Annotated in this window: 22 protein-coding genes; 16 read left to right on the top strand and 6 right to left on the bottom strand. The window is 57.6% G+C overall.

Features of this window, described 5'->3' with window-relative positions; translation table 11 throughout:
- Positions 1 to 34: 34 nt before the first annotated feature.
- Complete coding sequence (locus ACIPF8_RS16420) at positions 35 to 1,729, top strand: long-chain fatty acid--CoA ligase (protein ID WP_400422971.1); 1,695 nt, start codon at positions 35 to 37, stop codon at positions 1,727 to 1,729.
- 108 nt (positions 1,730 to 1,837) lie between these two features.
- On the opposite strand, the gene ACIPF8_RS16415 is transcribed toward ACIPF8_RS16420, so the two are convergent.
- The 4 genes from ACIPF8_RS16415 to ACIPF8_RS16400 all read right to left on the bottom strand — a co-directional run bounded on the left by ACIPF8_RS16415 (position 1,838) and on the right by ACIPF8_RS16400 (position 6,173).
- The gene (locus ACIPF8_RS16415) at positions 1,838 to 3,172 is read right to left on the bottom strand and encodes an MFS transporter (RefSeq protein WP_400422968.1); all 1,335 of its coding nucleotides are present in this window, start codon (positions 3,170 to 3,172) and stop codon (positions 1,838 to 1,840) included.
- A 129-nt stretch (positions 3,173 to 3,301) separates the two neighbouring features.
- Entirely contained in the window at positions 3,302 to 4,450 is a 1,149-nt protein-coding gene (dgoD, locus tag ACIPF8_RS16410) for a galactonate dehydratase (RefSeq protein ID WP_400422965.1), read from the bottom strand.
- A gap of 52 nt (positions 4,451 to 4,502) precedes the next feature.
- Complete coding sequence (locus tag ACIPF8_RS16405; protein WP_400422963.1) at positions 4,503 to 5,132, bottom strand: 2-dehydro-3-deoxy-6-phosphogalactonate aldolase; 630 nt, start codon at positions 5,130 to 5,132, stop codon at positions 4,503 to 4,505.
- Positions 5,133 to 5,171: 39 nt separating this feature from the next.
- On the bottom strand, positions 5,172 to 6,173 hold the full coding sequence (locus ACIPF8_RS16400; protein ID WP_400422960.1) for a 2-dehydro-3-deoxygalactonokinase: 1,002 nt from the start codon (positions 6,171 to 6,173) through the stop codon (positions 5,172 to 5,174).
- Between the two features lie 142 nt (positions 6,174 to 6,315).
- On the opposite strand from ACIPF8_RS16400, the gene ACIPF8_RS16395 reads away from it, so the two are divergent.
- Complete coding sequence (locus tag ACIPF8_RS16395) at positions 6,316 to 7,149, top strand: IclR family transcriptional regulator (protein WP_400422957.1); 834 nt, start codon at positions 6,316 to 6,318, stop codon at positions 7,147 to 7,149.
- Positions 7,150 to 7,157: 8 nt separating this feature from the next.
- On the opposite strand, the gene ACIPF8_RS16390 is transcribed toward ACIPF8_RS16395, so the two are convergent.
- Positions 7,158 to 7,565, bottom strand: coding sequence for an acyl-CoA thioesterase (locus ACIPF8_RS16390; RefSeq protein ID WP_400422954.1), 408 nt, complete (start codon positions 7,563 to 7,565; stop codon positions 7,158 to 7,160).
- Positions 7,566 to 7,631: 66 nt separating this feature from the next.
- Between ACIPF8_RS16390 and ACIPF8_RS16385 the strand changes: the two genes are divergently transcribed.
- The 8 genes from ACIPF8_RS16385 (at position 7,632) to ACIPF8_RS16350 (ending at position 17,021) form a co-directional block, all read left to right on the top strand.
- Positions 7,632 to 9,515, top strand: a complete 1,884-nt coding sequence (locus ACIPF8_RS16385; protein ID WP_400422953.1) for an ABCB family ABC transporter ATP-binding protein/permease — start codon at positions 7,632 to 7,634, stop codon at positions 9,513 to 9,515.
- A 61-nt stretch (positions 9,516 to 9,576) separates the two neighbouring features.
- A complete protein-coding gene (locus ACIPF8_RS16380) occupies positions 9,577 to 10,557 on the top strand; it encodes a LysR family transcriptional regulator (RefSeq protein WP_400422951.1) in 981 nt (326 codons plus the stop codon).
- 221 nt (positions 10,558 to 10,778) lie between these two features.
- Positions 10,779 to 12,065 carry a Glu/Leu/Phe/Val dehydrogenase gene (locus tag ACIPF8_RS16375; RefSeq protein ID WP_400422948.1) on the top strand — a complete coding sequence of 429 codons (1,287 nt, stop codon included), beginning with the start codon at positions 10,779 to 10,781 and terminating at the stop codon, positions 12,063 to 12,065.
- Between the two features lie 238 nt (positions 12,066 to 12,303).
- Positions 12,304 to 13,233, top strand: coding sequence for an amino acid ABC transporter substrate-binding protein (locus tag ACIPF8_RS16370; RefSeq protein WP_400422946.1), 930 nt, complete (start codon positions 12,304 to 12,306; stop codon positions 13,231 to 13,233).
- A 427-nt stretch (positions 13,234 to 13,660) separates the two neighbouring features.
- Positions 13,661 to 14,608, top strand: coding sequence for an amino acid ABC transporter substrate-binding protein (locus ACIPF8_RS16365; protein ID WP_400422943.1), 948 nt, complete (start codon positions 13,661 to 13,663; stop codon positions 14,606 to 14,608).
- Between the two features lie 147 nt (positions 14,609 to 14,755).
- Positions 14,756 to 15,508: an amino acid ABC transporter permease gene (locus tag ACIPF8_RS16360; protein WP_400422940.1), complete on the top strand. Its 753-nt coding sequence runs from the start codon at positions 14,756 to 14,758 to the stop codon at positions 15,506 to 15,508.
- Positions 15,509 to 15,510: 2 nt separating this feature from the next.
- On the top strand, positions 15,511 to 16,206 hold the full coding sequence (locus ACIPF8_RS16355; RefSeq protein ID WP_400422937.1) for an amino acid ABC transporter permease: 696 nt from the start codon (positions 15,511 to 15,513) through the stop codon (positions 16,204 to 16,206).
- Positions 16,207 to 16,295: 89 nt separating this feature from the next.
- Positions 16,296 to 17,021 (top strand): amino acid ABC transporter ATP-binding protein, encoded by a 726-nt coding sequence (locus ACIPF8_RS16350; protein WP_400423026.1) that lies wholly within the window; start codon positions 16,296 to 16,298, stop codon positions 17,019 to 17,021.
- Here the strand turns inward: ACIPF8_RS16350 and ACIPF8_RS16345 are convergent.
- Entirely contained in the window at positions 17,015 to 17,197 is a 183-nt protein-coding gene (locus ACIPF8_RS16345) for a hypothetical protein (protein ID WP_400422935.1), read from the bottom strand. The genes ACIPF8_RS16350 and ACIPF8_RS16345 overlap by 7 nt on opposite strands.
- Between ACIPF8_RS16345 and ACIPF8_RS16340 the strand changes: the two genes are divergently transcribed.
- From ACIPF8_RS16340 to ACIPF8_RS16315, 6 genes are all read left to right on the top strand, one after another.
- Positions 17,187 to 17,936, top strand: coding sequence for an AAA family ATPase (locus ACIPF8_RS16340; protein WP_400422933.1), 750 nt, complete (start codon positions 17,187 to 17,189; stop codon positions 17,934 to 17,936). The two genes, ACIPF8_RS16345 and ACIPF8_RS16340, sit on opposite strands and share 11 nt — an antisense overlap.
- On the top strand, positions 17,929 to 18,963 hold the full coding sequence (pyrC, locus tag ACIPF8_RS16335) for a dihydroorotase (RefSeq protein ID WP_400422930.1): 1,035 nt from the start codon (positions 17,929 to 17,931) through the stop codon (positions 18,961 to 18,963). Before ACIPF8_RS16340 ends, pyrC begins: the two co-directional genes overlap by 8 nt.
- Positions 18,964 to 19,226: 263 nt before the next feature.
- On the top strand, positions 19,227 to 19,847 hold the full coding sequence (locus tag ACIPF8_RS16330; protein WP_400422928.1) for an ANTAR domain-containing response regulator: 621 nt from the start codon (positions 19,227 to 19,229) through the stop codon (positions 19,845 to 19,847).
- Positions 19,848 to 20,131: 284 nt separating this feature from the next.
- The gene (locus ACIPF8_RS16325) at positions 20,132 to 21,415 is read left to right on the top strand and encodes a CmpA/NrtA family ABC transporter substrate-binding protein (protein ID WP_400422926.1); all 1,284 of its coding nucleotides are present in this window, start codon (positions 20,132 to 20,134) and stop codon (positions 21,413 to 21,415) included.
- Between the two features lie 205 nt (positions 21,416 to 21,620).
- Positions 21,621 to 22,382, top strand: coding sequence for a nitrate ABC transporter permease (gene ntrB, locus ACIPF8_RS16320; RefSeq protein ID WP_400423023.1), 762 nt, complete (start codon positions 21,621 to 21,623; stop codon positions 22,380 to 22,382).
- A gap of 16 nt (positions 22,383 to 22,398) precedes the next feature.
- Complete coding sequence (locus ACIPF8_RS16315; RefSeq protein WP_400422924.1) at positions 22,399 to 23,211, top strand: ABC transporter ATP-binding protein; 813 nt, start codon at positions 22,399 to 22,401, stop codon at positions 23,209 to 23,211.
- Positions 23,212 to 23,229 lie beyond the last annotated feature (18 nt).

Here is a 23,229-nt window from a genome sequence, read left to right as displayed (position 1 = left end):
TGCATTAATAACAAGCAGAGACTAAAGGCAGAACATGGATAAATTTTGGCTCAAATCGTATCCTGAAGGCGTGTCGACCGAGATTGACTACACTCAATATCAGTCCCTGGTGCAGTTGCTGGAAGAGGCGTTCCAGAAGTACGCGGCGCGCAATGCCTACGCTTGCATGGGTAAATACCTGACCTACGCCGAAGTTGACCAGCTGTCGCGCAAAGTTGGCGCCTGGCTGCAAGGCAAGGGCCTGCAAAAGGGCGCACGCGTGGCCATCATGATGCCGAACGTGCTGCAATATCCGGTAGCGATCGCGGCCATCCTGCGCGCCGGCTATACCGTGGTCAACGTCAATCCGCTGTACACGCCGCGTGAGCTGGAGCACCAGCTGAACGACTCCGGCGCGGAAGCCATTTTCATCCTCGAGAATTTCGCCACTACCTTGCAGCAAGTGGTTGCGCGTACCAAGATCAAGCATGTCGTGGTGGCCAGCATGGGCGACCTGATGGGCGTCAAGGGTTTGCTGGTGAACCTGGTGGTGCGCCATGTGAAAAAGATGGTGCCGAGTTTTTCCCTGCCGGGTTCGGTGCCGTTCAATAGCGTCCTGTCGCAAGCTTCGTCGATGCAGTTGAAGCCGGTTGCGCTGACGCCGGACGATGTCGCTTTCCTGCAATACACCGGCGGCACCACCGGCGTTTCCAAGGGCGCGACGTTGTCGCACCGGAACGTGGTGGCCAACGTGCTGCAAGCTGAAGCCTGGTTGTCGCCGGGCCTGGCCAAGGGACCGAAGATCGAGCAACTGGCGTTTGTCTGCGCGCTGCCGCTGTACCATATCTTTGCGCTGACGGTGTGCGGCATGCTGGGCATGCGCGAAGGTGCGCTGAACCTGCTGATCCCTAATCCGCGTGACATCGCCGGCCTGATCAAGGAAATGTCGAAGTACCAGATCAATACTTTCCCCGCCGTGAATACGCTGTACAACGCGCTGCTGCATCATCCGGATTTTGCCAAGCTGGACTTCTCCGGTTATCGGGTTTGCGTCGGCGGCGGCATGGCGGTGCAAAAGGCAGTCGCGGACAAATGGATGGAAGTCACTGGCTGCCCGATCATCGAAGGCTACGGCTTATCCGAAACCTCACCGATCGCCTGCGCCAATCCGTGCACCATCACCGAGTACAGCGGCACTATCGGCCTGCCTTTGCCATCGACCGAGATCGCGATCCTGGACGATGCCGGCAATCCGGTTCCGCTTGGCCAGCCAGGCGAGATCGCGATTCGCGGTCCGCAGGTGATGAGCGGCTACTGGAACCGCGCGGATGAAACTGCGAAAGTGATGACGCCGGATGGTTTCTTCAAGTCGGGCGATATCGGCGTGATGGATGAGCGCGGCTACACCAAGATTGTCGACCGCAAGAAAGACATGATCCTGGTGTCCGGTTTCAATGTCTATCCGAATGAAGTCGAAGGCGTGGTAGTGCAGCATCCTGGCGTGCTGGAATGCGCCTGCGTCGGCGTGCCGGATGAACATGCCGGTGAAGTAGTGAAGATTTTCGTGGTGCGCAAGGATCCGGCATTGACGGCTGAGCAGCTGATGGCATATTGCCGCGAACAGTTGACCGGCTACAAACGTCCGAAATACATCGAGTTCCGCACCGAATTGCCGAAGACGAATGTCGGCAAGATCTTGCGTCGCGAACTGCGCGACGAAAAACCGGTCGAGCAAAAGCAGGCCGCCTGATAGTTTGAACGAAGTGGCATCTTGCCGGACGCCACGGTTGTGAAGTGAAAACCCAGGATGTGCCACAAGCGCATCCTGGGTTTGTTTTTTTTACGAGGCATCGGCGCTTCAAGCGCTGATGCGTTCCACTTTCCCCACCAGCAGGATGTATGACAGTGCACCCACCAGCGCCATTACGGCGACGTAGGTGATTGCCGGTGCGAAGCTGTTGCCGCTGATCAGAAAGCCGATCACCAGCGGCGTCGTAATGGCGGCCAGGTTACCGATGAAATTGAACACGCCGCCGGTCAACCCAAGCATCTTGGCTGGCGCCAGCGACGACACCAGCGACCACGAGATCGAAGCAAAGCCGTTGCCGAAGAAGGCGACGGCCATGAAGGCGATGATCCAAGCTGTCGAGTCTGTATAGTTGGCGCCGATAATGCAGGTAGAGATCAGCAAACCGCCGATGATTGGCGCTTTGCGCGCCATGCCAAGCGAAGCGCCTTTGCGGATCAGCCAATCGGAAAACACCCCGGAACTCAGGACTCCCAGAAACGCCGCGAGGAACGGTAACGATCCGAGGAAGCCGGATTTGATGAAATCCATGCCGCGATATTTGACCAGATAGGTCGGGAACCAGGTCAGGAAGAACCACAGCGTAGAATTGACCGCGTATTGTCCCAGATAGATACCCCACAGTTTGCGGCGGCTTAGCACCAGCCCGAGATCGGCCATGCTGAAACCGGGCTTGCGCATGCTGCTTGCCTGGGCGATATCGACCAGGCCGCCACCGGCGCGAATCAGTTCGACTTCTGCCGCATTTGCACCCTTGAACTGACGTGGCTCGCGATACACCATGTACCACACCGCTGCCCAGGCGATGCCAGTCAGGCCAGTGCTGACAAACACCATATGCCAACCGTAATGATGCTGTAGCCACGCTAGCAATGGTGTCAGGAAGGCCAGGCCGACAAACTGGCCGGAAGTATAGAAGCCGATGGCGGTAGCGCGTTCGCGTTCCGGAAACCAGGTGGTGACGACGCGGCTGTTGATGGGATAGGCCGGTGCTTCCAGCGCGCCAACCAGCAAACGCAGCGCGAACAAGCCGACAAAGCTGCCGATGAAACCGAGGAAGATAGTCGCCAGCGACCACAACGCCAATGCCACTGCATACAGCACGCGCGGCGCCACCCGATCTACCAGCCAGCCGCCGGGAATCTGCATGGCGGCGTAGGTCCAGCCGAAGGCGGAAAAAATCCAGCCGGCATGGACTGGATCGATCGCCAGTTCGCGCATCAGCTCGGGGGCGGCGATCGACAGATTGCTGCGATCCAGATAATTGATCACCACCGTAATAAACAACAGCAGCATGATCAAGAAGCGCTTGCGGCTGGCTTTCTGCTGCGATGTGGCTGGGGATTGTACGGGAGGCCGTTCTACTTCCAGCGCCTGTTCTTGCATGTCGATCTCCTGTCCGGCTGTTGCCGGACTGCGTTGCATAAAGCGAAGGCTATGGCTGCCCCTTGAGAAACGATTTTCCCGCTCATTATTTCCCTGCTGTATTTCCTGCTATGTATGCCTGTTTGCCTGCTACCACTCGGCAAAGCTGCCGTCCTTGTGGCGCCAGATCGGATTGCGCCAGCGATGACCGATGGCGGCGCGTTCCTTGACATACTCCTCGTTGATCTCGATGCCCAATCCCGGCCCTTGCGGGATGGTGACATAGCCTTTGTCGTAGGCAAAGACTTCGGGATTTTTCACGTAGTCGAGCAAGTCATTACTTTCGTTGTAGTGGATGCCCAGGCTTTGTTCCTGGATGAAGGCGTTGTACGACACCGCGTCAACCTGCAGGCAGGCCGCCAGCGCGATCGGACCGAGCGGGCAGTGCAACGCCACGGCAACGTCGTAGGCTTCGGCCATGGTGGCGATCTTGCGGGTTTCTGTAATGCCGCCGGCATGTGAGACATCGGGCTGGATGATGTCGACATAGCCTTCGCTGAGGATGCGTTTGAAGTCCCAGCGTGAGTAAAGACGTTCGCCGAGGGCAATCGGCGTGCTGGTCAGCGGCGCCAGTTCCTTCAGCGCTTCATAGTTTTCGCTGAGCACCGGCTCTTCGATGAACATCAGCTTGTACGGCTCCAGTTCCTTGATCAGGATCTTGGCCATCGGCTTGTGCACGCGGCCGTGAAAATCGACGCCGATGCCGATGTGCGGACCGACCGCTTCGCGCACCGCAGCGACGTTGGCCAGGGTAGCTTCCACTTTTTCATAGGAATCGACGAACTGCAATTCCTCGGTGCCGTTCATCTTCACTGCAGTAAAGCCGCGCGCCACGGCATCTTTGGCCGCAGCGGCGGTATCGGCGGGACGATCGCCGCCGATCCAGGAATAGACGCGAATGCTTTCGCGCACCGGGCCGCCCAGCAACTGGCTGACCGATACGCCGAGCGCTTTGCCCTTGATATCCCACAGCGCCTGGTCGATGCCGGCCAGTGCGCTCATGTGGATCGCGCCGCCGCGATAGAAGCCGCCGCGATACAGCACCGTCCAGTGGTCTTCGATATGGCGTGGATCCTTGCCGATCAGGTAATCCGACAATTCCTCGACCGCCGCCGCCACGCTATGCACACGGCCCTCCACCACCGGTTCGCCCCAACCAACGATGCCCTCATCGGTTTCGATCTTGAGGAAGCACCAACGTGGCGGTACGATGAAAGTGGTCAGTTTGGTGATCTTCATTAATGTTATCTCCTAGAGTCTGTTGCTGGTGCCGGGGCTGGCCCGCACCTGATTAATTTCTCTCTTGCGTCGCGCACCAGGCGGCAACGAATTTGTTCGCGTTATGGCCGACCTGCTCGGCGCTCAAACCGGGTTTGTACAGCGCCGAGCCGAGGCCGAAGCCGGAAGCGCCGGCGCTGATGAAGGTTGCCAGGTTGTCCGGCGTGATGCCGCCGACTGGCAGCAAAGCCACCTCATGCGGAATCACGGCACGCCAGGCCTTGACGACAGCGGCGCCGAGCTGCTCGGCAGGGAACATTTTCAATACATCGGCGCCGGCGGCAAGTGCGGCAAAGGCTTCGGTGACCGTGGCGACGCCTGGCGCGCACGCCAGGCCAGCCTGTTTGGCGGCAGCGATCACGTTGGCGTCGCTGTGCGGCATTACGATGATTTCGCCGCCGGCGTGCTTTACCGCAGCGACCTGGTCGGTGGTCAGCACGGTGCCGGCGCCAACCATGCAGTCGGCCGGCAAAGTGCCGCGCAGCGTGGCTATGCTGTGAAAAGGCTCGGGCGAATTGAGCGGCACTTCGATGATCCTGAATCCGGCTTCGTACAACTTGATGCCGATCGCCGCGACTTCATGCGGCTGGACCCCGCGCAGGATGGCGATCAGGCCACATTGTTTCATTGCAGTTTTAAGCATGGTGCGTTCCTGGAAATTGGGCATGGAATTGGGCTCGCATCAAACCGGCTTCAGCAGACCTGCGCTCAGCGCAAGCTGCCACAAACCGCGTTCGGTAGCTTGCGCCATGACATCGATTCGTTCAAAGCCATAGGTGCGTAACGCATGAGCATAGCGCTCGCACAATGCGGACTCGCCAACCAGTATCACGCGCCCCGGCCTGCGTTCCCGCTGTTGCAGCATGTCTTGCAAAGCCGCGATCTCATGGCCGATCAGCAGTCCCGACAGGTACTCGCGCTGGGCGGCGCCATCCAATTCGCCGGTCAGCCCCAATGTGCGGGTGCTGAATATGGTCGATAGTACGCCTGCCCGGCCGGCGGCGGTTTGCGGCACCTGCAGACCGCGATCGAAGGCGCTGGAGCCGGCGATCGCGTTCTCTGTCGTTTGCATGCCACGGCCGAGGATGGTGTGTCCGCAGAGTGCGGCAAATACTTCACCGGTCATGAAAGTGTCGAAGTGCGCCAGTTCGGCTTGTGTCTCCGTGCAGCGGATCTGCACCCATTTTGAATGTGTACCGGGCAAGCCGATCAGGACTTCGTCCCGTGGCAAGGTCTCTTTGCCAAGCGCGCCAAGGACGCCGACAACCTGGGTTTCTTCGCCACGCATCACGTTCGGCAGCAAGCTATTCTGGATCAGGCCGGGCACGATGTGGATCAATTGGCCGTGGCGATTGCGGACGATGCTCAAGTTGCCGCCGATACGTTCGACCGCAATCGGCACCGGCAAGTAGGGCGCTTCAAGCCATCCCTGGCGGCTGCCGACCATACCCGCTGCGATCACCGGCGTGCCTGGCGCGGCTTGCAGCCAGTCGCCGCAAGCCTGCTCGAAGGCCGCCTCGAATCCGTCTTTTTCACCGGCGCCGGCTTCAGGCAATTGCATCACGCCCCACGGCAACGCGCGCATTTCCAGGGTTTGTCCATCTGTTCCAAGCCGATATGCGCGTAGCGACGAGGTGCCCCAGTCGAGGGCGATCAAGCGCGTTTGTTGCGAGGCTGCATGCATGAGTCTTGTCAGTTTGAAAATTGTCGGCGAAATTGCAGGGCCGAAGTAGTGTGCCGTACTTTATTCTTGCTGCAATTTTCTGTCAATATATGATATCGTGTCCCAATATATGGGATTTAATTGTTTTCGACAGGCACATGCAATGCGTAAATCACTCGATTCATCCGACTCCAAGGCCGCCGGCATACATACCGATGAGCAAGCAGTTGCGGCGCCAAGTGGCACCCAGACATTGACGCGCGGCCTGGCAGTGCTGCAGGCAGTCGCTGGCGGCGCGCGTGATTTGAAAGAAATCGCGAAACTGCTCGGCACCACGCGCAGCACTACGCATCGATTGGCAAGCTGTCTGGTGCAGGAGCGTTATCTGCGGTTTACGCCGAATGCCGGTTATGTGCTGGGGCCGAAGTTGATCGAGCTGGGCTTCCAGGCGCGTGACGAAGTCTCGCTGGCGGTGGTGGCGCGGCCGTATCTGGAACAACTGGCGGAGCAGTCTGGCGACACCATACATCTGGCCTTGCAGGATGATGATGACGTGCTGTACCTGGATAAGATACCCGGCAAGAAAGGTTTGGAAATGCGTTCGCGCGTCGGCCATCGGATGCCTATTGCGACGACCGGCGTCGGCAAGGCCCTGATGCTGGGCATGGATGAAGAAGAGTGGAAAAGCTTGTATCAAAAGCGCAGTTCGGCAACCAGCGCCGATACCTCGCGCTTGCTGCCGAAGCGCAGCTGGAGCGAGTTTCGTGACCAGATGCGGCAGTACGCCAAAGGTGGTTACGCGTTCGACCTGGAAGACAACGAGCCGTCGATACGCTGTGTGGCGGCGCCGATCTATGATGCCGGCCACGCGATAGTAGCTGCGATCAGCGTCTCCAGCACTGTGCCTTATATGCCGCTCAAGCGGATGCAGACGCTGATCGCCGTGGTGCAAGCGGCGGCGGCCGGCATTTCAAGCGAACTCGGCGCCGGCCGCTAGATGAGTGCTCAGGTCGCCAGCGGCGGCAACTGGCGTGGTTTACGGTCTGCATCGGTAGCAACATACGTCAGCGTCGCTTCGGTCACCTTGACGATTTCGGTCTGCAGCCGGTTACGCTCGGCGTAGACTTCAACGTTGACCGTGATCGAGGTATTGCCGACCTTGACGATATCGGCATAAAACGACAGCAGGTCGCCGACAAATACCGGTTGCTTGAACAGGAACGAATTCACCGCAATCGTCGCGACCCGGCCGTTGGCGCGGCGCGTGGCCGGCAGCGAGCCGGCAATATCAACTTGTGCCATGATCCAGCCGCCGAACACGTCGCCGTGAACATTGGCATCGGCCGGCATCGGCATTACGCGCAGTTGCGGCATGGTGCCATGCGGTAGTTGGTTGTCTTTTTGGTCAGTCATCTTTTATTTTCCCCGAGGGCTACAATTAACCCTCGTAGCTTAAACCATTCTTTCAGATTGTCATTCATGCGCCACCATTCTTCGGGTCCGTCGGACGCTGCTCCTGCCGCGACGGCCAAGCCCAAACGCAGCGATTGGGCCACCATCAAGACCCTGCTGCCTTATTTGTGGACCTACAAATGGCGGGTCTCGCTGGCCTTGCTGTTCATGGTTGGCGCCAAGCTGGCCAACGTCGGCGTGCCGCTGGTGCTGAAGAAACTGGTCGACAGCATGACCATCACCGTCAGCCATCCGCAAGCGATGCTGGTGCTGCCGCTGGGTATCCTGGTGGCGTATGGCGCGCTGCGTTTGAGCACCACATTGTTTACCGAGTTGCGCGAGTTCGTGTTCGCGCGCGTCACCCAGCGCGCCGTGCGCACCATTGCGCTGCAAGTGTTCCGGCATCTGCATTCGCTGTCGCTGCGTTTCCACCTGAATCGTCAGACCGGCGGCATGACGCGCGATATCGAACGCGGTACGCGCGGCATCTCGTCGCTGGTGTCGTATGCGTTGTTCAGCATCTTGCCGACCTTGATCGAGATCTCGCTGGTGCTGGTTTATCTGGTGCTGCATTACGACATCTGGTTCGCCGGCATCACGCTGGTGGCGCTGGTCAGCTACATCCTGTTTACGATCACTGTGACCGAGTGGCGCACACACTTCCGGCGCACCATGAATGCACTCGATTCGAGCGCCAACACCAAGGCCGTCGATTCGTTGATCAACTACGAAACCGTCAAGTATTTCGGCAATGAAGAGTACGAAGCAAGGCGCTACGACGACGGCTTGATGCGTTATGAAACTGCGGCCGTGAAATCGCAGACTTCGTTGTCGCTGCTGAACACGGGACAATCGCTGATCATCGCGATCGCCGTGACCTTGATTTTATGGCGCGCCACGCAAGGCGTGATCGACGGCAAGATGACGCTGGGCGACCTGGTGCTGGTCAATTCCTTCATGATCCAGTTGTACATTCCGTTGAATTTCCTCGGCGTGATTTACCGCGAAATCAAGCAAAGCCTGGCCGACATGGAGCGGCTGTTCAATCTGCTCGATGAGAACCGCGAAATCGCCGACGCTGAAGGCGCGCGGCCGCTGCTGACCGGTGGCGCCCAAGTCCGTTTTTCGCATGTCGATTTCAGTTACGAGAGCAAGCGTCAGATCCTGTTCGACGTCGATTTCACGATCGCCGCCGGCACCACCACCGCGGTGGTCGGGCATAGCGGTTCCGGCAAGTCGACCTTGTCGCGCCTGCTGTTCCGCTTCTACGACATCAACAGCGGCCACATCACGATCGATGGCCAGGATTTGCGCGACGTCACACAAGCGTCGCTGCGCCAGGCCATCGGCATCGTGCCGCAGGATACGGTGCTGTTCAACGACAGCATCGAATACAACATCGCCTACGGCAAGCCGGGCGCCAGCAAGGACGAAATCATTGCAGTCGCCAAGGCGGCGCATATCCACGATTTCATCGAGTCGCTGCCGGACGGTTATGACTCGATGGTCGGCGAGCGCGGTTTGAAATTGTCAGGCGGCGAAAAGCAACGCGTCGCCATCGCCCGCACCTTGTTGAAAAATCCTGCGGTGCTGATTTTTGATGAAGCGACTTCGGCGCTCGATTCGAAATCCGAGCAGGCAATCCAGGCGCAGTTGAAGGAAATTGCCAAAGACCGGACCACGCTGGTGATTGCGCATCGGTTGTCGACGATTGCCGACGCCGCACAAATCCTGGTGCTCGATCACGGCCGGATTGTCGAGCGCGGTACGCACGCCCAGTTGTTGGCGGCAAACGGCGCCTACGCGCAAATGTGGTTGCGCCAGCAGGCGCATCCGGAAGAGATTGGCAGTCCGTCGCCGGCCGAATCCGGCGCCGACGACTATCCCGATAACGTAGTGCGGATGGTGTAGCGGCACAACGTGCGCAGCGATTTTCGATGCTGGAATTCCCGACTCGCGTTACGATAGCGGGATGGAAAGCAAATGGCTAGAAGACTTCATCTCATTGGCGGAAACCCACAGTTTCAGCCGCTCCGCAGAATTGCGTCACGTCACGCAGCCGGCGTTTTCACGCCGGATCCAATCGCTGGAGGCGTGGCTGGGCGCCGATCTGATTGATCGCACCTCGTATCCGACGCGCCTGACCGCGGCCGGCGAAGTGTTTTACGAGCAGGCGCTGGAAATGCTCGGGCAGATCAACAATGCACGGGCGCTGATGCGCGGCAAGCGGCCAACGGCGCTGAGCACGGTCGATTTCGCGGTGCCGCATACCTTGTCGCTGACCTATGTGCCGCGCTGGATACGGGTGCTGGAAGAGGGCTTCGGTCCGCTCAATACGCGCTTGCTGGCGCTGAATGTGCACGATGCGGTGATGGCGATGGTCGATGGCGGTTGCGATCTGCTGCTGTGTTACCACCATCCGCGCCAGCCGGTGCAACTCGATACCGGCCGCTACGATTTGATCACGCTCGGCAGCGAAGTGCTGCGCGCCTACGCGCATTGCAACAAGGCCGGTGTCCCGGATTACCTGTTTCCCGGCAGCGCCAGCGCGCCGCTGCCATTCCTGTCCTATACCAGCAATGCCTATCTCGGGCGCATGGTTGAACTGATCCTGGCAGATTCCAAGAAGCCGCTTTACCTGGAAAAACGCTACGAGACCGACATGGCGGAAGGCTTAAAAATGATGGCGCTTGAAGGACATGGCGTGGCATTTTTGCCGGAGTCGGCAGTGACGCGCGAGGTCAAGCTGAAGCAGTTGGCGAGCGTCGACCAGGATGCGCCGGAGTGGGAAGCGACGATGGAAATCCGTTTGTACCGCGAGCGTCCTACCGTGCAAAGGCCGGGCAAGCCGGTGGTTGCCAGGTTGTGGGCCTATCTGTTGCAGCAGCAGGAAGCGGCTGCCAAGGGTAGCAAGCGCAAAGTCGCCAATCCGGCCTCGAATTCCGTCTCGTAGTCATCCAATTGCGGTCAGTCCGGCTAGCGGGAGTTCGCCAAGCCGGATTCTTGCCACCAGGATTGCATTATTCATATCAATGCAAAAAATGCATAGTTACATGCGCACAAAGCATTGGCTTTGCCCTGTGCCGTTGTCCTACGATCTGCCACTAGACCGATTTAGCCCCGGTGTAGTCTCCTTAAAAGGGGCCGGCCTGCAATTTCAGGAGCGCGCAAAGAATGACTATCAAGCATGAAGTCCCATCCTATCTGACGCAACATGGCATTGGTCCATGGGGCGACTATCTCGAACAAATTGACCGTGTAACTCCCTATCTTGGCAACCTGGCCCGCTGGGTCGAGACCATGAAGCGTCCCAAGCGGATCCTGGTCGTCGATGTCCCGATCGAGCGCGACGACGGTACCATCGCCCACTTCGAAGGGTATCGCGTACAGCACAACACCTCGCGCGGCCCAGGCAAGGGCGGCGTGCGTTTCCACCAGGACGTGACCTTGTCGGAAGTGATGGCGCTGTCGGCCTGGATGACCGTCAAGAACGCGGCAGTCAACGTGCCGTACGGCGGCGCCAAGGGCGGTATCCGGGTTGACCCGAAGACCCTGTCGCAAGGCGAGCTGCAGCGCATGACCCGTCGCTACACCAGCGAAATCAACATCATCATCGGCCCGAACAAGGATATCCCGGCACCGGACGTCAACACCAACGAACAGATCATGGCCTGGATGATGGATACCTATTCCATGAACCAGGGCAGCACCGCATCCGGCGTAGTGACCGGTAAGCCGATCTCCTTGGGCGGTAGCCTGGGACGGCGCGAAGCTACTGGCCGCGGCGTGTTCGTGGTCGGCTGCGAAGCGGCTGCCAAGCGCGGCTTGAATATCCATGGCGCCAAAGTTGCAGTGCAAGGTTTCGGTAACGTCGGCGGCATCGCTGCGCGTTTGTTCTCGGAAGCCGGCGCCAAAGTGGTGGCGGTGCAGGATCACATTTCCACCGTAGTGCGTTCCAGCGGCCTGGATGTGGCGGCATTGCAGGCGCACGTCAATGAAACCGGCAGCGTTGCCGGCTTCACGGGCGGTGACGAGATCAGCGATCGTGCGCAGTTTTGGGCAGTCGACTGCGATATTTTGGTGCCCGCAGCATTGGAGCAGCAAATCACCGTGGAAAACGCCTCGTCGATCCGCGCCAAGATCATTCTCGAAGGCGCGAACGGTCCGACCAGCCCTGCCGCAGACGACATCCTGCATGAAAAGGGTGTACTGGTAGTGCCGGACGTAATCGCCAATGCTGGCGGCGTGACGGTCAGCTATTTCGAATGGGTGCAGGATTTCTCCAGCTTTTTCTGGACCGAAGATGAAATTAATCTTCGCCTTACCCGGATCATGCGCGAAGCCTTCACGGCCGTTTGGCAGTTGGCTGAAGAGAAGAAAGTCTCGCTCCGTACTGCGGCATTTATTGTCGCTTGTACCCGCGTACTGCAGGCGCGCGAAATGCGTGGTTTGTATCCTTGATTGATGTTGCGTTATAGTCGAAATATTTTTCTCACGCGCAACTGGCATGCTATATCGCCAGTTGCGCGTATTTGCGATCTGGCTCCGGTAGAATCCGGGGCCATTATTCCATTCGGCAGCACAATTAAGTTGCCCAAAGAAAATAAATTGGCTGGCTTGAATATTGCATGTTTAAGCACGTCCATTGCATAAAAGATATTTCGACATCATTAGCGCAAATTAACAGGAGAGTAATGTGGTGACTAGGGAATGTAAGGGGACCGATCATGCCGTATGGCGCAATTCCGGCTATGGCGTGGCGTTGGCATTGTTGCTCAGTGTCACAGCGACAGCTGCCCGAGCCGACGATGTATTGGCAAAAATACGCGACAGCAAGACGATTACTCTTGCTTATCGGGAGGCTTCTTTCCCATTCTCCTATTTGGATCAGGATAAAAAGCCGGTTGGCTATGCGATCGACCTGTGTCTCAAGATAGCCGATGCGGTCAAGCAGCAACTGAAGCTGCCGCAATTGAATATTGCGTATGTTCCGGTGACTTCGTCCAACCGGATTGACGTGATTGCAAGTGGAAAGGCCGACCTGGAATGCGGCTCGACGACCAACAACGCGGAGCGCCGCAAGCGTGTCGATTTCACGATTGCGCATTTCATGGCGTCGTCGCGCATGATCGTCCGGGTTGACGATAAGATCAAGAACTGGCCCGATTTGCGCAACAAGAAGGTGGTGACGACCAAGGGAACGACCAGCGTGAAGTCGCTGGAAGACCGCGGCCAGGTGCGTTCGCTGAACATGACTGTGCTGGAAGGCCACGATCACAACGAATCGTTCAAGATGGTGGAAGACAAGACTGCTGACGCGTTCGTGATGGATGACGTGCTGCTCTACGGCTTGAAAGCCACTGCCAAGAATCCAGCTGCCTATGCGATCGTCGGTGAGCCACTGACCACTGAACCATATGCCATCATGTTGCCGAAGGGCGATCCGGCATACAAGGCGCTGGTTGACCGCGAAATGGGCCGCATCATTCACGATGGAGAGATTTACAAGCTGTACACCAAGTGGTTCCTGAGTCCGATCCCGAGCAAAAATAATCTCACGCTGAACATGCCTATGGGCTATCTTTTCAGAGAGTCATTGCGGTTCCCGTCGGATCAAGTGGGCAACTAATCTATTGCGGGACAGAGTTGAAGAGTCACCGTAGGGTGGGCAAGTTTTTTGCCCACGTGTTGCTGAAATACTCGGCGCGGCTGAATTTGAGGTAACGCGTGGGCACACGTGCCCACCCTACGGCCTGATTGTATAAAGCGGTTAAATTGTAAAAAGTAGCAGAGTAGAGTTCAAGAGCCACCGCAGCGTGGCAAATTTTGACGGACCAGGCAAGAAATTGCCGTAGCAAGGTGGGCATCTTGATGGGGAGCATCAAGATGTTTCACGGCACCGAAGTAGAGAAAACGAAGTAGTTGAATGTTTTATAAAATGAAGGAGACGGGTATTTTTGGACCAGGAGTAAGAATAAAAAATAAGCATCAGTTTAAGTCTGCTTTTAAAGCAGTCATTTGTTAAACTACACAGATAATTTTTTTCGGGAGTTGTTATGAAGTCATCAAAATTAGTTGTTGCTTTGATTGGTCTGGGCATCATGGCTGGCGCCGTGCAAGCGCAAGAATTGACCGGTACCCTCAAGAAAATCAAGGACACCGGAACCATCACCCTGGGTGTGCGCGATTCTTCCATCCCTTTTTCGTACCTTGATGACAAGCAATCTTATCAAGGCTATTCGATCGACCTCTGCCTGAAAGCCGCAACCGCCATTCAGAAGCAACTGGGCCTGACCGCGCTGAACGTCAAGATGGTTCCAGTGACTTCGGCTACCCGTATTCCGCTGATCTCGAACGGTACGATTGACCTGTCTTGCGACTCCGCGACCAACAATGCCGATCGCCAGAAGGTTGTTTCCTTCGCCCCGACCATGTTTGTTACCGCTAACCGTATCCTGGCGAAGAAGACATCCGACATCAAGTCTTTGGCAGACTTGAAGGGCAAGACTGTCGTATCGACTTCCGGTACCTCGAACCTGAAGCAGCTCACCATCCTGAATGGCGAGCGTAACCTCGGCATGAACATCCTGGCAGCCAAGGACCACGCAGAAGCGTTCCTGATGGTTGAAACCGGCCGTGCAGTGGCATTCGTGATGGACGACATCTTGTTGGCTTCGCTGGCTGCCAGCTCGCGCGCGCCGACCGACTATATGATCACTTCGGAAGCCCTGTCGGTTGAGCCATACGGCATCATCGAGCGTAAGGACGACTTGCCTTTCAAGAAGGCTGTCGACACTGCATTGGCTAACTTGTACAAGTCGGGCCAGGTCAATGACATCTACAATAAATGGTTCTTGAAGGCAATCCCACCAAAGGGTGTCAACCTGAACGTGCCGATGAGCCCGCAATTGAAGGCCGCATTCGCCCATCCAACCGATTCCGGCGATCCGGCTGCCTATGATGTCGTGCCTGAAGCGCAAAAACAATCTTCGAAGAAAAAATAAGATTGGCAATCTAGCGAACTGAATAGGGAGGCGAAAGCCTCCCGTTTTGTTTCTGGATTCGAATTGCTGCGGCGCACAAATTCGTTTCTTGTGCGCTGGATTCAGACGGTAGCAGTGAGGATTTGAGTAATAAAGAGGGGACTTAATATGCATTACAACTGGAACTGGGGCATCTTCTGGCAAGAGTCTCCCGACGGTGTCAGTACTTACATGGACACCTTGCTGGCTGGGCTGAAATGGACGCTTGCGTTGTCCATATCCGCCTGGATCATGGCGCTCGTCATTGGTACGGTCATCGGTACGATTCGTACCATGCCGAACAAATGGGCAGTGCGCGTAGCCAATGGCTACGTTGAGTTATTTCGTAACATCCCGCTGATCGTGCAGATGTTTCTCTGGTATTTCGTCATGCCGGAAATCGTCCCTGCGGGCTTAGGCAACTGGCTCAAGAGCCTGCCAAACGCATCATTCGTCACCGCCTTCCTGGCGCTGGGTTTCTTTACGTCGTCGCGGATCGCTGTACAAGTCTCCGCTGGCATCAATGCACTGCCCCGTGGCCAAAAGCTGGCGGGTACTGCACTTGGCTTGACGTTGCCACAAACATATCGTTACGTATTGCTGCCAATGTCGTTCCGGATCATTATTCCGTCGCTGACCAACGAATTTGCCGCAATCATCAAGAACAGCTCGGTCGCACTGACGATTGGCCTGGTCGAACTGACCGCCGCCACCTACTCGATGCGCGAATTCACCTTCCAGACGTTCGAGTCCCTGACCGGCGCCACGGTGATTTACGTGATCATTTCGGGAATTGCCTTGTTACTGGCGCGCTGGCTTGAAAAAGCGATTGCGATTCCAGGATTTATTGCCTCCGGCAGTGCGAATACAGGAGGTCATTAATCATGTTTTCGAATTTCGACTTTGATGTAATCCAGCGCTCCTGGTTCTACCTGTTCACCACCGGCATGAAGTTCACGCTGACGCTGACCGTGGTGGCGATGATCGGCGGCATCCTGTTCGGCACCGTGCTGGCGATGATGCGGCTATCGCACAACAAGGTGATCTCGTTCGTTGCCACCAGCTATGTCAACCTGATTCGCTCGGTGCCATTGGTGCTGGTGATTTTCTGGTTCTATTTCCTGGTGCCGTTCATCGGCGCCTGGATCACGGGAGCCTCGCAACCGGTGCAGGTCGGCGCGTTTTCTTCCGCCCTGATCACGTTCATTCTGTTTGAAGCAGCTTATTATTGCGAAATCATGCGCTCCGGGATCCAGTCGATTCCGCGCGGCCAGGTTTCTGCCGGCTATGCGCTCGGCATGAATTACTGGCAAATGATGGGCAATGTGGTGTTGCCGCAGGCATTCCGCAACATGATCCCGATCCTGCTGACGCAAACCATCGTGCTGTTCCAGGACGTCTCGCTGGTCTACGTGTTGGGTTCGGTGCCGGACTTTGTGACCGTTGCCTCGAAGATCGCGCAGCGTGACGGCCGTCTGGTGGAAATGTATATGTTTGTCGCCGTGGTGTATTTCGTGATGAGCTTCGGTCTGTCGACGCTGGTCAAGAAGCTGCAGCACAGGGTTGCGATTATCCGATAGGGTGCAGTGCGCTGTCCCGATGCGCTCATCGGGGCTGCGCCTGACCTGCAAAACAGAATTCAGGAATTAGGAGAAACACGATGAGCAAGATGATTCAACTTAACAACGTCAGCAAATGGTACGGCCAGTTCCAGGTTCTGACCGATTGCACCACACAAGTGGGCAAGGGCGACGTGGTCGTGGTGTGCGGACCATCGGGTTCCGGCAAATCGACGCTGATCAAGACCGTTAACGGCCTGGAGCCTTTCCAGAAGGGCGAGATCATTGTCGACGGCATCTCGGTCGGCGATCCGAAGACCAACCTGTCGAAACTGCGCGCGCGCATCGGCATGGTGTTCCAGAACTTCGAACTGTTCCCGCACATGTCGATCCGTGAAAACCTGACCATCGGTCAGGTCAAGGTGCTCGGCCGTAGCCAGGATGAAGCCAACGAAAAAGGCTTGAAGTACCTGGACCGCGTCGGCCTGATCGCGCAAAAAGACAAGTTCCCAGGCCAGCTGTCGGGCGGCCAGCAGCAACGTGTGGCGATTGCCCGCGCGTTGTCGATGGACCCGATCGCCATGCTGTTCGATGAGCCGACCTCGGCGCTCGATCCGGAAATGATCAATGAAGTTCTGGACGTCATGGTTGGCCTGGCGCAAGAAGGCATGACCATGATGGTGGTGACGCATGAAATGGGCTTTGCCAAGAAGGTTGCCAATCGCGTGGTGTTCATGGACAAGGGCCTGGTAGTGGAAGATTGCACCAAGGAAGAGTTCTTTGGCGCACCGCGTTCCGACCGCGCCCGTGATTTCCTGGCCAAGATCATTCACTGATCAGCGCTTTTGCAGGACCAGAAGCCGCCGGGGGATATTCTCCCGGCGGCTTTTTTATTGACCGCAATTCGCATATCGGCCTCGTTGCGTGGGTACATCGGCCGCAATTCAGGCCAGTTGCCGCGGCTGCTGTAAAATGTCGCACAACAAACCTGCCGCAGCACGATGCTTTCCATTAAACCCTATCTCCGCAGCCTGAAGCTCAATCCCGACATGGCGATTGATTTCGATGCCTATCCGTTCAACATTCCGGCTGTGCGGGAGTTGGAACAGATCGATTTTCATCCTGAAGTCACGTTCCTGGTCGGTGAAAACGGTGCTGGAAAATCGACCTTGCTGGAAGCGATCGCGGTTGCATGGGGATTCAACGCCGAGGGCGGCACCAGGAATGCGAATTTCTCGACCGCGGAAGCGCATTCAGATCTGCATCGTTACCTAAGGACGGTGAAAAGCTTCAAGCGGCCCAGAACCGGCTATTTTTTGCGCGCCGAAAGCTTCTTCAATTTCGCCACCTATGAGGAAAACATGGAGGACGGCCAGCATCCGTCGTACGGCGACAAAGGGCTGCACCGGCAATCGCATGGCGAATCGTTCCTGGCGCTGCTGCAAAACAAATTCCGGTCCGATGGCTTCTACATGCTGGACGAGCCCGAAGCCGCGCTCTCGCCCAATCGCCAACTGACGGCGCTGGCGATCATTCATAAACTGGCGCAAAATCGCTGCCAGTTCATCATCGCCACGCATTCGCCGATTCTGCTGGCTTATCCGCACGCCAGGATCTATTTGCTGGACCAGGGCGGCTTGACGGAAACCCGCTACGAAGACACTGAACACTACACGACTACACGCCATTTCCTGAACAATCCGGCAGCCATGCTGGAACGACTTTTTGCAGAAGAGAACGAAGATGACTGATACCTTGACCATTACCCGTCCCGACGACTGGCACTTGCACCTGCGCGATGGCGTGGCCTTGGCCAGCGTGCTGCCGCATAGCGCGCGCCAGTTCGGCCGCGCCATCGTGATGCCGAACCTGAAGCCGCCGGTCACCACCACGGAGCAGGCCGCGGCCTATCGCGATCGCATCCTGGCAGTGTTGCCGCCCGAATTGAGTTTTGAACCGTTGATGACGCTGTACCTGACCAACAACACGCCGCCCGACGAAATCCGCCGCGCCAAGGACAGCGGCTTCGTGCATGCGGTCAAGCTGTATCCGGCCGGCGCCACCACCAATTCGGATGCCGGCGTGACCGATCTGAGCAAGTGCTACAAGACGCTGGAAGTAATGCAGGAACTCGGCATGCCGTTCCTGGTGCACGGCGAAGTGACTGACCCTGCCATCGACATTTTCGATCGCGAGGCAGTCTTCATTGATCGCGTAATGTTGCCATTGCGGCGCGATATGCCGGAACTGAAAGTGGTGTTCGAACACATCACCACCAAGGATGCAGCCCAGTACGTCGAGAGCGCGGAAGGCCCAGTTGCCGCCACCGTCACCGCGCATCACTTGCTGTACAACCGCAATGAAATTTTCAAGGGCGGGATTCGCCCGCATTACTACTGCCTGCCGGTGCTGAAGCGCGAAGAACACCGCCAGGCATTGGTGCGCGCGGTGACTTCCGGCAGCACGCGCTTCTTCCTCGGCACCGACTCGGCGCCACATCCGAAGGGCCTGAAGGAACACGCCTGCGGTTGTGCCGGTTGCTACACCGCGCTGCATGCGATGGAGCTGTATGCACAAGCCTTTGACCAGGCCGGCGCGCTGGACCAGCTGGAAGCCTTCGCCAGTTTCAACGGCCCGGCTTTCTACAATCTGCCGCGCAACCAGGGCAGCGTTACCTTGAAACGCCAGCCGTGGACGCTGCCTGCCGAACTGCCGCTGGGCGACGCCACGGTAGTGCCGTTGAATGGCGGCGAAACGATTGAATGGCAGATGGCATAACCGCATCTAACGTCGGATTTGATTCTCCCTGATCCCCGCGCACGCGGGGATTTACTTTGCTCCCCGCCTCTTAAAATGGATTCCCGCGTGCGCCGGCATGACGGAGCAGGAGCGGTTTGACCCTCTCTCAATTACACTTTTATCTACTATTCGCATCGACATGGTGCGATTTTTGCATGCCTGAATGACGGGATGGGCAATGGTGTGCCTCCAATCGGTCTAACCTCAGCTCATAGCCTTACTTCTGGACTCGGGTTTCAAGCATGCAAAGCCTCCGCATCGTTGTTGTCAATCCAGTCGCCATCGAGGGCGACGACGATCCTGCGTTCGAAGCGCAGGCGGCGCGTGGCAAGGCTTTGCGCATCGGTTTGCTGCAAGCCGGCTATGACATCGTCGCATCGCTGCCGGCCGACCTCTACCTGCCGGATCGGATTGCCCAGTTGCAACCGGACATGATCATTGTCGATGCCGAATCCGACGCTCGTGATGTATTGGAGCACGTGGTGGTGGCGACCCGCGACGCGCGCCGTCCAATTGTCCTGTTTACCGAAGACGACAAGACCTCCAGCATGGAAGCAGCCATGGCCGCTGGCGTCTCCGCCTATATCGTTGCGGGGTTGCAGGCGGCACGTATCAAGCCGGTGCTGGAAGTAGCGTTGGCGCGCTTCCGCCAGGAGCAGAAGCTGTTGACCGAGCTGTCCGACACCAAGCTGAAACTGGCCGAGCGCAAGGTTCTTGAGCGTGCCAAAGGCTTGCTGATGGAGCATCACAAGCTGAGCGAACAGGAGGCCTACCAAAGGCTGCGGCGGCTGGCGATGGACAAGAACCTCAAATTGTCCGAGGTGGCGCAACGGATCATCGACGCCGCCGATTTGCTGGGTTGATTCGACTCGCGCAGGTTCCGGTGCATCACGCCGGAATGCCCAAAGAAAGCGAGCATCTTTGGTGCAACGCACAAGGCGGGTGCAATTTCCGGGCGAAAAACCGTCGATCTGATACAAAAATCCTGGCATGTGGTTTGCATTGTTATTGGCAAGCGCCAGCGTTGGCGCCGCTGGAATCGGCTAACGGCGGTCTTTTCCACATAAGACAAAGGTGTCTTTCCGCATGACTTGGTCAGCGCGGGACGACGCCTTTTTTGTTGCCGAAAACAATGTGGAGCCATGCGATGGATTTGAAAAATGCACTGCCGCACGACGATACCCTTGATTCAGATGCGCCTGTCGACGGCAAGCGCCGTCAACTACTACAAACCGCAACCATCGCGGCAGGAGCCAGCATGTTGGGACTAACAAGCGCCGGGGCCTGGGCCGCCGGCTCGGACAAGCCGGAAAAGACCGAGGTCAAGATCGGCTTCATCCCGTTGACGGACTGTGCCTCGGTGGTGATGGCCTCGCTGCTTGGCTTCGATAAAAAATACGGTATCAAGATCGTCCTCAGCAAGGAAGCGTCGTGGGCAGGTGTGCGCGACAAACTGGGCAATGGCGAGCTGGACGCCGCGCATGTGCTGTCGGGTTTGATCTACGGCGTGCAAATGGGAATCGGCGGCCAGAAAAAAGACATGGCGATCCTGATGGGCCTGAACAACAACGGCCAAGCCATTACGCTCTCCAAAAAACTGGCGGACAAGGGCGCCATCGACGGCCCATCGCTGGCCAAGCTGATGGCCAGCGACAAGCGCGAATACACCTTTGCGCAAACCTTCCCGACCGGCACCCACGCCATGTGGCTGTACTACTGGCTGGCCGCCAACGGCGTCAATCCGCTCAAGGACGCCAAGGTGATTACCGTGCCGCCGCCGCAGATGGTGGCGAATATGCGGGTCGGCAACATGGATGGCTTTTGCGTTGGCGAGCCGTGGGGGCATAGGGCGATTGTCGATGGCGTCGGCATCACGGCGATCACTACCCAGGAAATCTGGAAAGACCATCCGGAAAAGGTGCTCGGCACCACTGCCGAATTCGCCGCCAAGAATCCGAACACTTGCCGCGCCTTGATTGCCGCCGTGCTGGAAGCCGGGAAATGGATCGATGCCTCGCTCGCCAACAAGAACAAGATGGCCGAGGCGATTTCCGACAAGTCCTACGTCAACACCAGCAAGGATGTGATCGACCAGCGCATCATGGGGCGTTACCAGAACGGCTTGGGCAAGACCTGGGACGATCCGAACTACATGAAGTTCTACAACGACGGCCTGGTCAACTTTCCCTATCTGTCGGACGGCATGTGGTTCATGACGCAGCATCGGCGCTGGGGCTTGTTGAAGAGCGATCCGGATTATCTGGCGGTGGCCAAGTCAGTCAGCCAGATCGATCTGTACAAGGACGCCGCGGCCATGACCAAGACACCGGTGCCGAAAGATGTGCTGCGCAGCTCGAAGCTGATGGATGGCATCGTGTGGGATGGCAAGAATCCGCAAGCTTACGCCGCTTCATTCAAGATCCACGCGTAAGCGCGGCGAATCTGGAACGGCGATTTATCTGGGAGCCAATATGAGTGCAATCATGGACACAGCGGCAAATGCGAATCGCCAGGCAGCGCTGGCGCAGGGCGAGACAGTCGACACTTCTGCCGAGGCGCCAACTGAAACCGATGGTGTTGCGGTCCGGCGGTTGGCGAGAACAGGCAGTCGGCGCAGCACCATGCCGCCATGGCTGATGCAGATTGTCGCGCCGGTGCTGGGCTTGGCATTCCTGGTGCTGCTCTGGCAGATCATCGCCATGAGCAACAGCCAGTTTCCGACGCCGCTGCTGACTTTGCAGGAAGCGCTCAAATTGTTCGCCGATCCGTTCTACCGCAACAGTCCCAACGACCAGGGCATAGGCTGGAACATCCTGGCTTCGCTGCAGCGGGTCGGTATCGGCTTTGGCCTGGCGGCGCTGGTCGGGATTCCATTGGGTTTCATGATCGGTCGTTTCAAGTTCCTGTCGAGCATGTTCGGCCCGATCATCAGTTTGCTGAAGCCGGTGTCGCCGCTGGCGTGGCTGCCGATCGGCCTGCTGGTGTTCAAGTCTGCCAATCCGGCAGCGATCTGGGCGATCTTCATTTGTTCGATCTGGCCAATGATCATCAACACCGCAGTCGGCGTGCAACGGGTGCCGCAGGACTACATGAACGTGGCCCGCGTGCTGAATCTGTCGGAGTGGAAAATCATCAGCAAGATTCTGTTTCCATCGGTGCTGCCGTACATGCTGACCGGGGTGCGGCTGGCGATTGGTACTGCCTGGCTGGTGATCGTTGCTGCCGAAATGCTGACCGGTGGTGTCGGCATCGGCTTCTGGGTTTGGGATGAATGGAACAATCTTAATGTGCCGCACATCATCATTGCAATTGTCGTGATCGGCGTGGTCGGGTTGCTGCTGGAGCAATTGCTGGTGGCCTTGGCGAAAGCGTTCACCTATGAGCAGGTTGCAAGCTAATTTAGCGGGGGAAAATATGGAACTGCGCGACGCCAAATTCATTGATATCCACCAGGTTGAAATGGTGTTCAACACCCGCAAGGGGCAGTTCCATGCGCTGCGCGATATCAACCTGACGGTGCGCAAGGGCGAGTTTGTCACCTTGATCGGACACTCCGGCTGCGGCAAATCGACGCTGCTGAATCTGATTGCCGGTTTGCTGATGCCGAGCGACGGCGTATTGATTTGTGCCGGCCGCGAAATCGGCGGCCCGTCGCCGGAGCGGGCGGTGGTGTTTCAAAACCATTCGTTGCTGCCTTGGCTGACCTGCCACGAAAATATTTACCTGGGCGTGGAGCGGGTATTCGCCGCGACCGAAAGCAAGAGCGCATTGAAGGAGCGCACCCAGGCAGCGCTGGCGATGGTCGGACTGAGCGCGGCCGGACAAAAACGTCCGCAAGAGATTTCCGGCGGCATGAAGCAGCGGGTCGGCATTGCCCGCGCATTGGCGATGGAGCCCAAGGTGTTGCTGATGGATGAACCTTTCGGCGCACTGGATGCATTGACGCGCGCGCATTTGCAGGACGAGTTATTGAAGATCGTCGCCAAGACCGGATCGACGGTGGTGATGGTGACGCATGATGTCGACGAAGCGGTGCTGCTGTCGGACCGTATCGTCATGATGACCAACGGCCCGGCCGCCACCATCGGCGACATCGTCCAGGTACGCCTGGCGCGGCCGCGTGAACGGGTGGCGCTGGCGCAGGACGCGCTGTATGCCGAATACCGTACTTCGGTACTCGAATTCCTGTATCGCAAGCAAGCTCATCCGGCGACGCAGGCGGCTTGAGTTCGGGCCATCAGGAAA

This window comes from Collimonas sp. NPDC087041, assembly GCF_044745265.1.
GTDB lineage: Bacteria > Pseudomonadota > Gammaproteobacteria > Burkholderiales > Burkholderiaceae_D > Collimonas.
The sequence above is the reverse complement of the archived record's forward strand: the minus strand, read 5'-3'. Positions and strand labels throughout refer to the sequence as shown.

What these genes read in the sequence shown, in the direction of transcription:
- ACIPF8_RS16415 (WP_400422968.1), bottom strand. Translation starts at nt 3,172, where the DNA reads ATGCAAGAACAGGCGCTGGAAGTAGAACGGCCTCCCGTACAATCCCCA.
- ACIPF8_RS16350 (WP_400423026.1), top strand. Translation starts at nt 16,296, where the DNA reads ATGATTCAACTTAACAACGTCAGCAAATGGTACGGCCAGTTCCAGGTT.
- ACIPF8_RS16355 (WP_400422937.1), top strand. Translation starts at nt 15,511, where the DNA reads ATGTTTTCGAATTTCGACTTTGATGTAATCCAGCGCTCCTGGTTCTAC.
- ACIPF8_RS16330 (WP_400422928.1), top strand. Translation starts at nt 19,227, where the DNA reads ATGCAAAGCCTCCGCATCGTTGTTGTCAATCCAGTCGCCATCGAGGGC.
- ACIPF8_RS16395 (WP_400422957.1), top strand. Translation starts at nt 6,316, where the DNA reads ATGCGTAAATCACTCGATTCATCCGACTCCAAGGCCGCCGGCATACAT.
- dgoD (WP_400422965.1), bottom strand. Translation starts at nt 4,450, where the DNA reads ATGAAGATCACCAAACTGACCACTTTCATCGTACCGCCACGTTGGTGC.
- ACIPF8_RS16400 (WP_400422960.1), bottom strand. Translation starts at nt 6,173, where the DNA reads ATGCATGCAGCCTCGCAACAAACGCGCTTGATCGCCCTCGACTGGGGC.
- ACIPF8_RS16360 (WP_400422940.1), top strand. Translation starts at nt 14,756, where the DNA reads ATGCATTACAACTGGAACTGGGGCATCTTCTGGCAAGAGTCTCCCGAC.
- ACIPF8_RS16390 (WP_400422954.1), bottom strand. Translation starts at nt 7,565, where the DNA reads ATGACTGACCAAAAAGACAACCAACTACCGCATGGCACCATGCCGCAA.
- ACIPF8_RS16420 (WP_400422971.1), top strand. Translation starts at nt 35, where the DNA reads ATGGATAAATTTTGGCTCAAATCGTATCCTGAAGGCGTGTCGACCGAG.
- pyrC (WP_400422930.1), top strand. Translation starts at nt 17,929, where the DNA reads ATGACTGATACCTTGACCATTACCCGTCCCGACGACTGGCACTTGCAC.
- ACIPF8_RS16325 (WP_400422926.1), top strand. Translation starts at nt 20,132, where the DNA reads ATGGATTTGAAAAATGCACTGCCGCACGACGATACCCTTGATTCAGAT.
- ntrB (WP_400423023.1), top strand. Translation starts at nt 21,621, where the DNA reads ATGCAGATTGTCGCGCCGGTGCTGGGCTTGGCATTCCTGGTGCTGCTC.
- ACIPF8_RS16365 (WP_400422943.1), top strand. Translation starts at nt 13,661, where the DNA reads ATGAAGTCATCAAAATTAGTTGTTGCTTTGATTGGTCTGGGCATCATG.
- ACIPF8_RS16405 (WP_400422963.1), bottom strand. Translation starts at nt 5,132, where the DNA reads ATGCTTAAAACTGCAATGAAACAATGTGGCCTGATCGCCATCCTGCGC.
- ACIPF8_RS16380 (WP_400422951.1), top strand. Translation starts at nt 9,577, where the DNA reads ATGGAAAGCAAATGGCTAGAAGACTTCATCTCATTGGCGGAAACCCAC.
- ACIPF8_RS16340 (WP_400422933.1), top strand. Translation starts at nt 17,187, where the DNA reads ATGCTTTCCATTAAACCCTATCTCCGCAGCCTGAAGCTCAATCCCGAC.
- ACIPF8_RS16345 (WP_400422935.1), bottom strand. Translation starts at nt 17,197, where the DNA reads ATGGAAAGCATCGTGCTGCGGCAGGTTTGTTGTGCGACATTTTACAGC.
- ACIPF8_RS16315 (WP_400422924.1), top strand. Translation starts at nt 22,399, where the DNA reads ATGGAACTGCGCGACGCCAAATTCATTGATATCCACCAGGTTGAAATG.
- ACIPF8_RS16385 (WP_400422953.1), top strand. Translation starts at nt 7,632, where the DNA reads ATGCGCCACCATTCTTCGGGTCCGTCGGACGCTGCTCCTGCCGCGACG.
- ACIPF8_RS16375 (WP_400422948.1), top strand. Translation starts at nt 10,779, where the DNA reads ATGACTATCAAGCATGAAGTCCCATCCTATCTGACGCAACATGGCATT.